This is a genomic window from Pseudomonas sp. B21-051 (assembly GCF_024748795.1).
GTDB lineage: Bacteria > Pseudomonadota > Gammaproteobacteria > Pseudomonadales > Pseudomonadaceae > Aquipseudomonas > Aquipseudomonas putida_A.
In genome coordinates, this window is sequence record NZ_CP087166.1 from 2,508,789 (window position 1) to 2,524,435 (window position 15,647).

Genomic DNA, 15,647 nt, shown 5'->3' on the forward strand with positions numbered 1-15,647 from the left:
CCGGTCAGCGAGGCGTTTTAGCGGTTCAGGAACGCCAGCAGGTCTTCATTCAGCGCTTCGGTGTGCGTTACGGCAAAACCGTGGGGGGCGCCGGCATAGACTTTCAGCTCAGCGCCTTTGATCAGCGCGGCGGCCTGCTTGCCGGTGGTTTCGAACGGCACGATCTGATCGCCGTCACCGTGGATCACCAGGGTCGGCACGTCGATCTTCGCCATGTCCGGTCGGAAGTCGGTTTCGGAGAACGCGGTGACACAATCCACGGTGCCTTTCAGCGAGGCCAAAAGGGCGACGTTCAGGGTTTGCGTGAGCACGCCATCGGAGACTTTCTGCCCCTGATTGGTGCCGTAGAACGGCGCGGCGAAATCCGCGATGAACTGCGCGCGATCCTTGAGCAGACCGGCCTTGATCCCATCGAACACCGAGGTGTCGACACCTTGCGGGTAGTCGGCTTTCTTGCCGAACAACGGCGTCACCGCACCGAGCAGCACCAGCCCGGCAACGCGCTCGCTGCCGTGGCGGGCGATGTAGCGACTGACGTCGCCGCCACCCATGGAGAAGCCCACGAGCGTGACGTCGCGCAGGTCGAGGTGGTTGATCAGTTGCGCGATGTCATCGGCAAAGGTGTCGTAGTCGTAGCCGGTCCATGGTTGATCGGAGCGCCCGAAACCACGGCGATCGAAGGCAATCGTGCGATAGCCGCGACTGCTCAGGTATTCCATCTGGTATTCCCACATGTCGGCATCCAGCGGCCAGCCATGGCTGAACAACACGGGTTTGCCGCTGCCCCAGTCCTTGAAATAGATCTGTGTGCCGTCATCGGTAGTGAATGTGCTCATGGAAACTCCTTGCTGTGGGCAATCGTTCAGGAAGGCCGGATGCCGCAATGGCCGCCCATCACTATCGGCGCAAACCGCGGCTGTCACTTGTACGCAAGTGCTCAATTGCCATGGCGGGTGGCGTGGTTCTTTTCCAGCGTCACAGTTGTAAGATGCAACCACACGCTGGATTTGATGGAGAAACACCCTGTGAAGCGCAAAAGCCTGCACGGCAACGCCTGCCCGGTCGCCCGTACGCTGGACCTGATCGGCGACTGGTGGTCGCTGCTGATCATCCGCGATGCGCTGGAGGGCATTCGCCGCTTCAGTGATTTTCAGAAGAATCTGGACATCGCCAAGAACATGCTCAGCGCCCGACTCAAGGCCCTGGTGGAGCAGGGGATCCTGCAAACCGTGCCGGCCGCCGATGGCGGTGCCTATAAGGAATACGTGCTGACCGAACGCGGCAGGGCCTTGCAGACGGTGATCGTCGCGCTGTCGCAGTGGGGCGGCGAGCACTTGTATGCGCCGGGCGAGCCGGGTTCGGTGATGGTCGATGCACAGCAGCGTCAGCCAATCAGGAAGCTGGAATTGCGTTCAGCGGATGGCCGCCTGCTGGCACCTCAGGACGTGGCGACGAAGTTGGGCGTTGCACACTGAACCAAGGATTACCCCCGGAAAACCTCAGCCGCGTCGATTGTTTAATCCCTGTTACAAACCCGACAAACGGTAGATACGATAGTTTGACGTCAAAATGATGGCCATCTAATATCGCGCCACTATTTTGATGTCATTCCGTCTCGAGGGATCGAACATGTCCTCACCCGCCCTCGCGGCGAGGTTGTGCGTAGCGTTGCTGTGCCTGTCTCCGCTCCAGATTGCCTTTGCTGCACCGACCCCCGGCGAGACCGACCTGATCCGCGAGCGCCAGAATCGCCTGCTTGAAGAGCAGCAGCGGCGTCTGGAGGAACTCAAGGACCTGCCCGGCAAGGATGCCAGGCCAGCGCAACCGGCAGCGCCCATCGATACCCGCTGTTTCCCGATCAAGGACATCGAGCTCAATGGCGCCGACAGTCTGTCCGACAGCGACAAGGCCCGTCTGCTGAAGCCCTATATCAACCAGTGCCTCGGGGTGCCGCAACTCAACGAGTTGCTCAAAGTCATCACCGACCATTACATCGAGAAAGGCCTGGTCACCAGTCGCGCCTACCTGCCACAACAGGACTTGTCCGGCGGGCACCTGAAAGTGCTGGTGGTCGAGGGCAAGCTTGAAGGCATGAAAGGCGCCGAGAACAGCAAGCTTTCACAGCGCGAACTGGCGATGGCGTTTCCCGGCAAGTCCGGCGAGTTGGTCAACCTGCGCGAGATCGAGCAGATGGTCGATCAGCTCAATCGCCTGCCGTCCAATCAGGCGAAGATGGAGCTGGCGCCGGGCAAGAACGTCGGCGGCAGTGAAGTACTGGTCACCAACAACCCGCAGAAGCCATGGCGTGCCGGACTGTCGCGCAGCAACGACGGCCAGCGCAGCACCGGCGAACAGCAGTGGGGCACCAACTTTGAGTGGGACAGCCCGCTGGGTCTGGCCGATCAGTTGAGCCTGCGCGGCGGTCACGATGCAATGACCGACCACCAGCACACCTCCAGCAACGCCATGCTCAATTACAACCTGCCGTGGGGCTGGTGGAATTTCAGCTACACCTACAGCCAGAGTGACTACCGCTCGCAGATCGCCGCCAACGGCTACAACTTCAAGCAGACTGGCGACAGCGAAAACCATCAGCTGCGCGCCGAGCGGGTGATCCATCGCGACTCGGTGAGCAAGACCTCGCTCAGCGCCGGGCTGTCCTACCTGCGCACCAACAACTTCATCGAAGACAGCAAGCTCAAGCTGAGCAGCAACCGCATCAGCGAAGCGCAGTTCGGCTTCAACCACGGTCGCCGCATCGGCAGCGCCTTCGTCAACTTCGACGCCGGCATGCAGGAAGGCATCGGCGCGTTCGACGCGCAGGGCAGCCACGATCCGGGCCCGGGCGAACCGGACGCACGCTACCGCAAATACACCGCGACCCTGAGCTACCTGCAGCCGTTCAAGGTATGGGGCGAATCCTTCAGCTTCAGCAGCCTGATGACCGGCCAGCGCAGCGAAGACGTGCTGTTCAGTCCGCAGCGCACCAGCCTTGGCGGGTCAGCATCGATCCGTGGCTACAAGGATCAATCGCTGTCCGGCGACAGCGGCGGCTACTGGCGCAACGACCTGCGCTGGAGCCGACCGGTGACGGCCGAATGGCTGCACCCGGTGTTCGCTGAATACGGCACCAGCCTCGGTTACGACCAGGGCGTGATTCGCGGCGACCGCTACAACGGCGATCAGCACGGGCGCATGTCGAGCAACTCGCTGGAGCTGTTTGCCCGTGGCGAGCACGTGGCCGCCAGCGTGACCTTTGCTCACTCCCTCGAACGCCCGGATGTGCTGACCGAGCGCGAAGCGCCGATCTATTTCCGCCTCGACTTTTTCATCTGATAACCACTTTTCGAGATCATCGACATGGATGTTCGCCAGTTCGCCTTCCTTGCAGGCCAGCCTTCTGCGGCCGTAAAAAACCGTGAGTCGTTCCTGGGCATGCCCAAGCGCGGGCTGGCGTTCCTGCTGGCGAACGTCATGTTCTGGCAGCCGATGTGGGCGCAGGCCGACGGCATAGTCGTGGCCAACCCGAACACTTCGCTGGATCGGGCCGGCAATGGCGTGCCGATCATCAACATCGCCACGCCCAACGGCAGCGGGCTGTCGCACAACCAGTTTCACGATTACAACGTCGGCGCGCAGGGGCTGATCCTCAACAACGGCTCGGCGCAGAATACTGTCACGCAGTTGGGCGGGCACATCGTCGATAACCCGAACCTGAAATACAGCGGTGCGGCACAGACGATTCTCAACGAAGTCATCAGTGCCAACCCGAGCCAGTTGCGCGGCTATACCGAAGTGGCGGGGCAGTCGGCGCGGGTGATCGTCGCCAACCCGTATGGCATCACTTGCAACGGTTGCGGCTTCATCAATGCACCGCGCGTGACGCTGAGCACCGGCAAACCGGTGCTGGATAACGGCCGTCTGGATCGCTTCCAGGTCGACCAGGGCAGCGTCGCCATCGAAGGCGCCGGCCTCAATGCGAGCAACGTCGACCGTTTCGAAATTATCACCCGCAGTGCGAAGATCAACGCGCAACTGCAGGCGCAGAACCTGACCATCGTTGCCGGTCGCAACGACGTCAACGCGCAGACCTTGAACGCCACGGCCCGCGCCGATGATGGCAGCGCCAAACCGCAACTGGCAATCGACTCCTCGGCACTCGGCGGGATGTATGCCGGGGCGATCAAACTGGTGGGCACCGAGGCCGGGGTCGGCGTGAAGCTCGACGGCAAACTGATTGCCAGCGGTGGCGATATTCAGCTTGATGCCAACGGTCAATTAAGCCTTGTCGATACCTCGGCGACCGGTGCGGTCAACGTCAAGGCTGCCAGTCTCGATGCGCGCGGGCCGGTGTATGCCGGCACGGCATTGAACGTGCAGACCCAGGGCAATCTGACCAACCGGCAAACCCTCGCGGCCCGCGACAGTATTGCCCTGAGTGCCGGTGGGCAATTGACCAACGGCGGCGTCATCGAAGCCGGGATCAACGCCGACGGCGGGCGCAACGGCAACGGTGATCTGAACCTGAGTGCGCAGCGTCTCGACAACACTGGCAAGAGTCTGGTGGCCAGCCGCACTCTCACTGTCAGCACCGCGCAAACCCTGAACAATCAGGGCGGTACGTTGAGCGGTCAAAGCACCACGATCAGCGCCGGCACTCTGGACAACCGCAGCAGCGGCCGCGTACTCGGCAACGCGACGCTGAACGTCAACGCCAATCAAGTCCTCAATACTCAAGGGTTGATCCACAGCGCGGGCAACCTGACCGGTAGCCTCGGTCTGCTGGACAACAGCAATGGTGAGGTTTCCAGTAGCGGTGTCACCCGATTCAGCGCGGCGACAGTGAACAATCGCAGCGGTCAGATCCTTGGCGATCTGGGGTTGAATATCGACCTCAGTGGCGCGCTGGACAACCGCGACGGCGTGCTCGGCTCGGGACAGTCGGTGAACCTGCAGGCTGCCAGCCTCGATAACCGCGATGGCGGTGTGCTGGTCAGCGACGGCGGCCTGACCTTGCGCGTGCGCGGTCTGCTCGACAACCGCAACAAAGGCGAGATCACTGCCAAGGGCGCCATCGATGCGCAAACCGGCAGCCTCGACAACCGCGACGGCAAACTCATCGGTAAAACCACCCTGGCACTGCGCAGCGATACCGCGGACAACCGTGCCGGCGTGATCCAGGCCGATCAGCAATTGACACTCAACGTCGACCGCCTGGACAACCGCGACAAGGGCCAGATCACCGGCAAGTCCGGTATTGCCTACACCGGCACACGTCTGGACAACAGCGGCGGACTCATCAGTGCGGTCGGTCCGGTCAGCCTCAAGGCCAGCGAAGTGCAAAACGCCGCAGGTCGGATCTCCAGTCAGAGCGATCTCACGGCGATCATCGGTTTGCTGCAACAACAGGGCGGTGCGCTGGTCGCTCAGGGCAATCTGAGCCTGACCGGCGAGACCCTCGACAACCGCAATGGCGGTCTGGTCGGCACCACAAAAGCGCTGACCCTGACTGTCGACGATGTCGACAACCGCAACGGCGAAATCTCCAGCAGTCTGCTGCTTAACATCAAGGGTCAGCGCCTGGACAACAGCGACAGCGGCAAGCTGCTTGCCGGTAGCGATCTGGGCCTCACCGTGGCGAAGCTGATCAACCAGAGCAAAGGCCTGATCAGTGCCAAGGGCACCACCACGCTGACCGGCAGCAGCCTGGACAACAGTGGCGGTCGCTTTGACAGCCTCAAGAATCTGGTGATTACCCTCGACGATGCCTTGGTCAGCGCGCAGGGAAACATCAGCAGCGAAGGCACGCTGACGGTCACAGCAGGCAGGATCGACAACAGTGGCGGTTCGCTCGGCAGCGCCGGCATCCTGCGGATCACCAGCAGCGGGGCGGTCATCAACCAGGCAGGCTCGATCGGCAGCGACAGCACGCTGACTCTCAAAAGCGCCAGCCTGGATAACAGCCGCAAAGGTTTGATCTCGGGTACTGGCGCGAGCCGTATCACCACCGGGGATATCGATAACAGTCAGGGCGGGCGTCTGATCAGCGGTGCGACGCTGGATCTCGACGCGGCGCAGGTCAATAACGCTACCGGGCGCATTGCCAGTCAAAAGGCCCTGAACGCTTCGGTGCGCGGGCTGGATCAGCAGGGCGGCGAACTGTTCAGCAAATCCGACCTGACCCTTGATTTGAACCACGGCCAATTGAACAACCAGAACGGTCTGATCAACGCGCCCGGCACGCTGCTGCTGAAAAACCTCAATGGCGTGAACAACCACAGTGGCGAAATCTCCAGCCAGCAAGCATTCATGCTTGAGGCCAATGACCTGGACAACAGCAACGGCATGTTGATCAGCCAGCAAGGGCTGACGCTGCGCATTGCGGCAGCGCTGAATAACCTCAAAGGCGTTATTTCTGCGGCGGCACTCGACAGCCATTCCGTCAGCCTCGACAACCAGGATGGCTTGATCAGCAGTCGCGGCCAATTGCTGCTGACCACCGACAAGACCTTGAACAACCAGTCCGGCACACTCATCGCCGACGGTGAACTGACGCTGACCGCCGATACGCTGATCAACCAGCAGGGCAGCATTGCCGGCAAGTCCGATGCGTCCATTCAGGTAAAAAGCCTGAACAACCAGAACGCTCAACTGATCGCCACCGGTGTACTCAAACTCAGCGCCGAGACCCTCGACAACCGCCAGGGTGGCTTGCTCGGTTCGACCAAAGCCATGACGCTGACGGTCGATGAACTGGACAACCGTGGCGGCGAAATCACTACCAACAGCGATCTGATGCTGACTGGTAAAAAACTCGATAACAGCGATGGCGGTAAGGTCTTCACCAGCAAGGCACTGACGCTCACGGTCGATCAGTTGCTCAACCGCAACAAAGGCCTGATCGATACGGGCACGCTGCTGAAGCTGCAAGGCCGTACGCTGGACAACAGCGGCGGTGAGTTGCTCAGCCAGCAGGACATGGTGCTGAACCTCAGCGGCGACTTCACCAACCACCTCGGTAACGTCAGCGGCGAAGGCGCGCTGACCGTCACTTCCGCGCAACTGAGCAACACTGGCGGCAACCTGTCCAGCGCTGCAGATCTCACCCTCGACAGCACTGGCAAGGTCGATAACCAAGGCGGGCGGATCGTCACCGATGGCCTCCTCGTGCTCAAAAGTACCGGTCTGGATAACCGGCAGAAGGGCACCGTCAGCGGCAAAGGCGCGGTCACGGTCACGACCGGTGACTTCGATAACAGCAGCGGTTCGCTGAGCAGCGCCGACACGCTCGATCTCGTCGCCGGCCAGGTCACCAACAGCGATGCAGGCAGCATCGGCAGCCAGGGCGCACTGACCGCGTCGGTGACAGGCTTCGATCAACAGGGTGGCAAGCTGCTCAGCAACACGCGCCTGAACCTGGACCTGAATCACGGCCAGTTGAACAACATCAACGGCGTGATCAGCGCGCCTGGCACTCTGTTGCTCAAGCAACTCAATGGCGTCAACAACCAGGGCGGTACGATCTCCAGCACTGAAGCGTTCACCCTGAACGCGCAGAGCCTGGACAACAGCAACGGCAAACTCTTGAGCAATCAGGGCCTGACCCTGCGCATCGCCAACGCGCTGGACAACGTCAAAGGCCTGATCGGCGCGGCGTCGATCGATGTCCGGGCGGGCAGCCTGAACAACAGCGGTGGCAGCCTGGTCAGCCGTGGCGATCTTGAACTTACGGTCGATGGCCTGTTGCGCAACGATGCCAGCGGCCTGATCAGTGCCGCGCAGGCGCTGAACATCGGCAGCGCCGATCTGAACAACCAGAGCGGCATGCTATTGGGTGTCAGCGCGGTCACGCTCAATGCGATGGCGCTGAACAACCGTGACAGTGGTTTGATCAACAGCAAGGGCAATCTGAAGCTGACCGCGACCGGTGTGGACTCCAGCAATGGCGGTGAAATCTCCGCCGCGGGTGACATCGATCTGACCCTGACTTCGTTGACCCAGAACGGCGGCCGACTGTTGGGCGACCAAGCCGTCACGCTGGACCTGGCCAACGGTGACCTCGATAACCAGAACGGCCTGCTCACCGCCAAAGGCCCGCTGACCCTCAAGCGTCTGCGCGACCTGAACAACCAGAGCGGTGAGATCTCCAGCAATCTGAGTTTCGACGTCATCGCTCGTGCCGTGAACAACAACGCGGGCAAGTTGATCAGTGGCGAAAAACTCTTGCTGCGCGGCACCTCGATCACCAACCAGAAGGGCTTGCTGTCCGGCTGGCAAGGGTTGAGCGTCAGCGGCAACAGCCTCGACAACCGCGACAGCGGCACACTCTCGAGCAAATTCGGCGATGTCGCGGTCGATCTCCAGGACGCGTTGCTCAACAGTGGCGCCGGTGCGCTGGTTGCCGAGGGCAGCCTGACGGTCAAGGCCGGCAGCCTCGATAACAGCAACAAAGGCATTCTGAGCAGCGGAGTAGCGCAAAGCCTGACGCTAAGCGGCGCGCTCAATAACAGTCAGGGCGGCTTGATCGCCAGCGACGGTGCGCTGGATCTGCTGAGCATGGCGCTGACCAACGTCGGCGGCGCGATCAATGCGCAGCAGGCGATCAACGCCACGGTTTCGCGACTGGACAACAGTGGCGGCCAGATAGCCAGTAATGACGCAATCAGCTTTAACCTCAGCGGTGACCTTAACAACAACGGTGGCCGACTGGCTGGCGCAGGTCCGGTGCTGATCAAGGGCGTGACCGACCTGAGTAACCAGAACGGCCAAATCGCCAGCCAGAAAAACCTGGAGCTTTCGACCGGCTCACTGGACAACAGCAACAAGGGCACCATCGCCGCCAATGATCTGCTGCAAATCACCGCCAGCGGCGCGGTACGCAACAACGCTGACGGCTTGATCTACAGCCAGAACGCCGCCCTGCAACTGAAGGCGGCGAGCCTGAACAATGGCAAAGGCGCGCTGCAAAGTGAAAACGGCCTGACCCTCGATGTCAGCGGCAATCTCGACAACCAGAGCGGCAAAGTCATCGCGCAAAACGGTGATGTGAGCGTCAACGCCGCCAACATCGATAACCGCGGCGGCATTCTGTCCAGCATCAAAGGCGCACTCGAAGCGCGGACGGTGGGTGTGCTGCGTAATGGCTACGACCTCAACAACAACCGCCAGGGCGGCATCATTCAGGCGCAGGGTCTGAAGCTGACGGCATTGGCGGGGCTGGACAACAACGGCGGACGCATCTCCGCGCAAGCGACAGACGCGAACATCGCCACGGCCGGATTCGATAACCGCAGCGGTGTGCTTTATGCCAAAGGTCTGGTGAGCGTCAGCGGTACCAGCCTGGACAACGGTGCCGGGCAGATTGCCGGTGAGCGCATCGACTTCGGCCTCAGCGGCGCACTGAGCAACGTTGCGGGTGTCATTGAAACCAACACGCAACTCGCCGTCAGGGCGGCAAGCGTCAACAACCAGAGTGGTCGTCTGCGTTCGCTGGGCAACTGGGGCAAGACTGATTTGCAGATCGGCGGCCAACTCGACAACCGTAACGGCGTGCTGGAAACCGCGAACACCGACATGACCGTCAACGTCGGCAGCTTCCTCAATGACGGCGGGCAACTCAACCACGTCGGCCGCGGCAAGTTCGAAATCTCCACGGCCAATGTGATCGGTGCGGGTGGCAGCATCACCACCGGTGGGTTGCTGGAACTCAATGCTGATACCTGGAACAACTCCAGCGTGATTCAGGCCGGAACCTTGAACGTCAACGTCCGGCAGTTCAGCCAGAGCGCCAGCGGCAAGTTGCTGGCCTCGGATGTGTTGCAGGTGCGAGGCGGCAACTGGACCAACGACGGCTTGATCGCCAGTGATGGCCTGATCGATATGCAGTTGAGCGGCGGCTACAGCGGCAATGGCCGACTGTCGAGCCAGCGCGGGACTTACCTCTCTGCTGCACAGATGAACATCGGCGCGAACGGCAGCTTCGCCGCAGGTGCGACCTCGACCATCAGTGTGGGCGGGGCCCTCGTCAACGCCGGGCGCATTACTTCCAGTGAAGACCTGACCGTCAATGCCGGTAGCTTGATCAACTACGGCACCCTCGGGGGGGCGCAGAACCTGAACATCAACACGCCTTCGATGCTCAATGATCGCGGGCTGATTTTCAGCGGCAACGACATGACGCTCAGTGTGGGCAATCTGACCAACCAGAACGGTGATTTCTACGGGTTGGGGAATGTGACCATTAAGGGTTACGGGACCGCACAGGCCAGTCAGGTGTCGAACCTGTCGGGTTCGATGGAGAGCGGCAAGACCTTCAAGATTGACGCAGCCAACTTCGCCAACCGCACCTCGGGAGACGACGGTACGCAGAGCTTCGCCCTGAATCGTAAGCTGGTTTCGGGCTTCATCGGCGTTCAGTGCGGCGATTGTTCAGGAGGCACCTACGACGTCAATCTGATTGCTCACGAAGTCTTCGAAGGTGGGCAGGACAATGACACCACGGCATCGTCGTTGCTGACAGCCGGTGGCGATTTCATCTTCAACGGCGGTGAATTCCTCAACAGCAAAAGTACGCTCAGCGCTTCCGGCAACATCACCATCAATGCCAACAACATGAGGAACGTCGGTGCGGTCAGCGGCAGCATCGAGCGCACCCGAATCTTCCGTACCGGCGCGATCGACTCGGGCTCGTTCAATGTCTTCATGCCTGAGGTGGTTGCGTACAACCAGCGCAATAACCCTGACTTTCCGAACGTCTATTACATCGACGGAACCGGGAACTTTGCTCAAGGCGTCGTCACCTCGGCAACGGGGCGGGAACCTGGTCACGACGGCGGACTGACCCGAGTGGTCGTGATCAAGGACTCGGTGACAAACAAGTCGGTGGGCGACCTCACCCTGTCCGGTTATGCCTGGGGTAACACCAGTCCGCAATCGCAATATGATCCGAATAACCTGGTCGACATGCCGACCAGACTGCAGGGCTTCACACTGACCTCTGACAAAGAAGTCGCCACTGACGGCACCAGTCCAGTCGCGGGTCGCAACGCGGTCATTCAGGCCGGCGGCAATGTCTCGATCACCGCTACCAAGGAACTGCAGAACAGCGTGATCCACGAGGATTACGGCTCTACCGGCGGCACCAACAAAGTTGGCAACACCAACGTCGGCAACACCGGCACCACCGTTATCCGGATCAACAGCCAACTGCCGCCGGACCTCGCCCAGCAGCAGGTCAACCCGCTGTCCCTGCCAGGCTTCTCCCTGCCAACCGGGGATAACGGTCTGTTCCGCCTGAGCGGGCAGGGCGCCGCTGATACCGCGCCGGCCGCCGCAACCGGCCCTGCGCCGACCTGGACCGTGGGCGGGCAAACCGTTGCCACCGAAGAGCACGTCGTGGCTGCCAGCACTGGTGGCCCGCGTAATCTTTTTATTGACGCGCCGCCCGCAGTCTCCGACAGCACACGCGCAGTGGATACGTTCCACCGCAGCCCGAGCGTCGTGCAGGCCGTCGCCAGCACGGTCGACGTCAACGTGCCGGTGAAACCCGCCGGCCCGGGCATGAAAGACCGCGGCAACGACGCCAGGGAGTCGATCGACACCCGTCCGGTGACCCGCGTCACCGGTCTGCCGGACACCAAGGCGCCGTCCAACGCGCACAAATACCTGATCGAAACCAATCCGGTGCTGACCGACCTCAAGTCGTTCATGAGCTCCGACTACCTGCTGGAAAAACTCGGCTACGACCCCGACCAGAGCGCCAAGCGTCTCGGCGATGGCCTCTACGAACAACGCCTGATCCAGCAAGCCGTCACCGCCCGCACCGGCCAGGCGTTCATCGACGGCCAGACCTCCAACGAGGGCATGTTCAAGTACCTGATGAACAACGCCATCGCCAGCAAGGACGCACTTAACCTGTCGGTAGGCGTCGGCCTCACCTCGCAGCAAGTCGCGGCGCTGACGCACGACATCGTGTGGCTCGAAGAGCACGAAGTGAACGGCGAAAAAGTCCTGGTGCCGGTGGTTTATCTGGCGCAGGCCAATGGTCGTCTGGGTCCTACCGGGGCGCTGATTGCCGGTAATGATGTGACGCTGATTGCCGGTGAAAACCTGGATAACGTCGGGACGTTGAAGGCGACGAATAATCTGTCGGCGACGGCGGGTAATAATCTGATAAATAGTGGACTTATTCAGGCTGGGAATCGTCTGGATCTGTTGGCGACCAACGACATTATCAATAAATCCGGGGGCGTCATCACCGGGCGTGAAGTGTCGCTGAACACACTCAGTGGAGATGTAATCAACGAGCGCACTGTTACTTCATCCGACAGCAGCACACGTTTCGGTACTCAGCATCACGATTTCGCCGATACAGCTGCACGTATCGAAGCCACCAATGACCTGAGCATCATGTCCGGCCGCGACATTAATATCTCCGGTGGTGTGCTGCAAAGCGGTCGAGACATGGATCTTGATGCCGAGCGCGATCTTAGTATCGCAGCGACACAAGTCACTAACAGCGTATTTCACGACAGCAAACACAACAGCAGTGACGTCACTCAACTGGGTGCGAACGTCAATGCGGGACGCGATTTCACAGCGCAGGCCGGTCGCGACCTGGCAGTGATCGCCAGCCAGATTGATGCTAAGCGCGATGTCTCGATGAGCGCTGCCGAAAACTTGATCATCAGTTCTGCGGCGGACGAACAGCACTCTTTGTCCAAGGGCAAGAAACTTACCATTCAGGAAGATCATGTCAGCCAGGTCATGTCGGGGGTGACGGCAGGCGGCAGTGTGGCGCTTAGTTCTGGCGAAGATCTGACCGTTGTCTCCAGCCGGGTCACGGCGGGCGACGAGGCGTATCTGGTAGCGGGTAACAACCTGAATATTCTCGCGGCCCAGGACACTGATTACTCGCTGTACGACAAGAAGAAAAAGGGCTCTTTCGGTTCCAGTAAGACCAAGCGTGATGAGGTGACCAAGGTCGACAACATTGGCAGTGTGATCACCTCGGGTGGTGACATGGTCCTGGTGAGTAATGGCGATCAACATTACCAGGCCGCCAAACTGGACAGTGGCAATGACCTGACCATCACCAGTGGCGGCTCCGTTACTTTCGAAGGCGTCAAGGATCTGCATCAGGAGAGTCACGAGAAGAGCAGTTCAAGCTCGGTTTGGAGTTCTGCGAAGGGTCGAGGGAATACCGACGAAACACTGCGTCAGACCGAACTCATAGCTAATGGCAATCTGGTAATCAATGCTATTGACGGCTTGAATATCGACCTGCGCGACATCAACCAAAAGTCGGTCAGTCAAACGATCGACGCCATGGTCAAAGCAGACCCGGGGCTCGCCTGGTTGAAAGACGCCGAGAAACGCGGTGGTGTTGACTGGCGCATGGTCAAGGAAACACACGAATCGTTCAAATACAGCAACTCCGGAATGGGGCCGGCAGCCATGCTGGCGGTGGTCATCATTGTTTCTGTGCTGACAGCAGGAACCGGAACAGCCGCGACGATAGGGGCTACTGCAGGTCAAGCGGCTTCGTCTGCGGCAATCGCTGCGGGTGCTTCCGCATCTACGGCTGCTACCATTGCTGCGGCTGCATCTGCGGCAGCCACGGCGGCGTTTTCTGCAGCGGTAGGGCAGGCTGCTACCAGTGCAATCAACAACAAGGGCAACTTGGGCGATACCTTCAAGGATGTGATCGCTTCGGAGAGTTTCAAAAGTTACGTTTTCGCTGCAATCACGGCAGGTATTGCCTCGAAGTTCGGATACAACCCCACAGATCTGAACTTCGATCTGGACAGTGTCCAGAGCGTAGCTATGAAGGCAACGTTTGATGCCTTGGCGAAAACGGCGGTCATGGGCGGAAGTCTTCAGGACAACCTGGTTTCTTCAGCACTTGGCTCCGTCGTTGCCATCGGTGGCGCGGTTGCAGCTAATAAGATTGGTGATATCACCGTATTCGACCAAGGCAAAGTCACCAAGGTTGTGATGCATGCCGCGCTGGGCGGTTTGATGGCCGAAGCGATGGGTGGCGATTTCCGTACCGGTGCGATTGCAGCGGGGGCGAATGAGGCGCTGGTTGATTTTCTGGCCGACAAACTGTTGCCGGTAGGTGTTGATAAGAACAGTGCGGTTTATCAGCAAGGGGTAAACAAGTTACTGGCAGCCTCGCAGTTGGTTGGCGTACTGACGGCTGCAATTACAGGTGGGGATGCGTCCACTGCTGCTGCTGTGACAGCCAATGCAACCCAGTACAACAATCTTGACCATCCGTCCGCCGAACGATTGCTCAAAGAGCTTGAGGGATGTCGATCAACTGCTGGTTGTAGTGCGCAAACGATCCGCGACATCGTCACCAAGTATGAGGATCTGTCCGCCCAACGTTCGATGGCAATCAATGATTGCAAAAGTCGGGCATGTGTTGATGAAATCCAGAGCAGCGCCGTTTCCATGGATACTCCGGTGGCGAAGGATCTGTTGAATTTCCTTCGCAGAAATGTTTCTTACGACATGGTGGGTTTGCTTAATGGTAACCCCTGGTCGATAGCCGTTCCATCGCAGGGCGTTGACGGTTGGGGGGCTTTATTTACCTCCGATAAACAGATGGCCTTCGCCAAAAACCTGGCAGAAGGTTGGTTGACCCCCGACGAGATGGCTCTCGCAGACCAGTGGGCAAAAGATACCAGTTGGCTGGATCAGCAAGCGGGTCAGCCGCTAACGCTGCAACAGCGGGCGACGTTGATGACTGAGCTGCAGATGACCGCAGGGATGTTACTTATTGGCAAAAGCGCCCCTTACCAAACTGGTATAGAGTTTAAGCCAAAATGGACGCGAAAGAGCGTGGGCCAAATTGATGCTTATACCTCACCTTCAGAAGCAATAAAAACGCTGGAAGCCAACGGTTACAACAGAACGTTTTCAGGGGACGGAACGGTCTCCATGCTGACCAAAGGAGACAGGACTTATAAGTTCTATCCGATGTCTACGTCGACAAAAGAACCTACGGCAGAATTGCTAATTAAAGGCATCGACAGATCGATTGTCAAAATCCGATTCAAGGTTGAGTAAATGAGCCTGTCAAAAGTGGAATTTAAAGAAGTGAATCGCATAACGGCAGCGTTAGCGAGGCACCTTGATTTGGAAAAAGATCTTCCTGCGATGGTCTTTCTTGATTCAGGGCTTGAGTATTATTTTTTTGAAAGGCCAGTGCTAAGTAGTACTGATGTTCTCAGTGACTTGGTTCGCTTGAACTATGAAGTTTTCTCGACAGACGTATTCGCCTTGTTCAGCGCACCTTCTGGCTTGTGCTACCTTTTCGATGGGAACAATGTCGATGAAGGTATCGAAGTCTTGAATTCTGGCTTTCGGGACTTTTTCAAAGGCACTGCGGATTACCCGATGATCATCGGTAATCTGGGTTTTGATTGGCTATTGTTTGAAAGTGCTTACGAAGAGTTTGGTGTCCTGGCTCTGAGTAAGGCCAATGCCAAGTTAAAATTTTCTGAGGGCGTAGGGCGTAATTTGATCCGTTCCAAGGAGTTTCAAGCCCTTAAAGGTCGTGATGGAACTTTGGACGCAATCATTGACGCGTTTCATGATTATTTCAATGATGAAGGTGGGCGGGTCCCGCTCAAATAAAC

The 15,647-nt window shown here is 59.2% G+C and carries 5 protein-coding genes; 4 read left to right on the forward strand and 1 reads right to left on the reverse strand.

The annotated features are described in order from the left end of the window. Positions 1–17: 17 nt before the first annotated feature. A complete protein-coding gene (locus LOY52_RS11325) occupies positions 18–836 on the reverse strand; it encodes an alpha/beta fold hydrolase (RefSeq protein WP_123586657.1) in 819 nt (272 codons plus the stop codon). A gap of 189 nt (positions 837–1,025) precedes the next feature. On the opposite strand from LOY52_RS11325, the gene LOY52_RS11330 reads away from it, so the two are divergent. The 4 genes from LOY52_RS11330 (at position 1,026) to LOY52_RS11345 (ending at position 15,645) form a co-directional block, all read left to right on the forward strand. Continuing rightward, the gene (locus LOY52_RS11330; RefSeq protein ID WP_258679521.1) at positions 1,026–1,475 is read left to right on the forward strand and encodes a helix-turn-helix domain-containing protein; all 450 of its coding nucleotides are present in this window, start codon (positions 1,026–1,028) and stop codon (positions 1,473–1,475) included. A gap of 154 nt (positions 1,476–1,629) precedes the next feature. Further along, positions 1,630–3,336: a ShlB/FhaC/HecB family hemolysin secretion/activation protein gene (locus LOY52_RS11335; protein ID WP_258679522.1), complete on the forward strand. Its 1,707-nt coding sequence runs from the start codon at positions 1,630–1,632 to the stop codon at positions 3,334–3,336. Positions 3,337–3,360: 24 nt separating this feature from the next. Next, entirely contained in the window at positions 3,361–15,075 is an 11,715-nt protein-coding gene (locus tag LOY52_RS11340) for a filamentous hemagglutinin N-terminal domain-containing protein (RefSeq protein WP_258679523.1), read from the forward strand. Continuing rightward, positions 15,076–15,645: a hypothetical protein gene (locus tag LOY52_RS11345; protein ID WP_258679524.1), complete on the forward strand. Its 570-nt coding sequence runs from the start codon at positions 15,076–15,078 to the stop codon at positions 15,643–15,645. The last annotated feature ends 2 nt before the right edge of the window (positions 15,646–15,647 follow it).

Bases quoted from the DNA above. Each gene is read 5' to 3' on its own strand.
- LOY52_RS11325 (WP_123586657.1), bottom strand. From the start codon at position 836: ATGAGCACATTCACTACCGATGACGGCACACAGATCTATTTCAAGGAC.
- LOY52_RS11335 (WP_258679522.1), top strand. From the start codon at position 1,630: ATGTCCTCACCCGCCCTCGCGGCGAGGTTGTGCGTAGCGTTGCTGTGC.
- LOY52_RS11340 (WP_258679523.1), top strand. From the start codon at position 3,361: ATGGATGTTCGCCAGTTCGCCTTCCTTGCAGGCCAGCCTTCTGCGGCC.
- LOY52_RS11345 (WP_258679524.1), top strand. From the start codon at position 15,076: ATGAGCCTGTCAAAAGTGGAATTTAAAGAAGTGAATCGCATAACGGCA.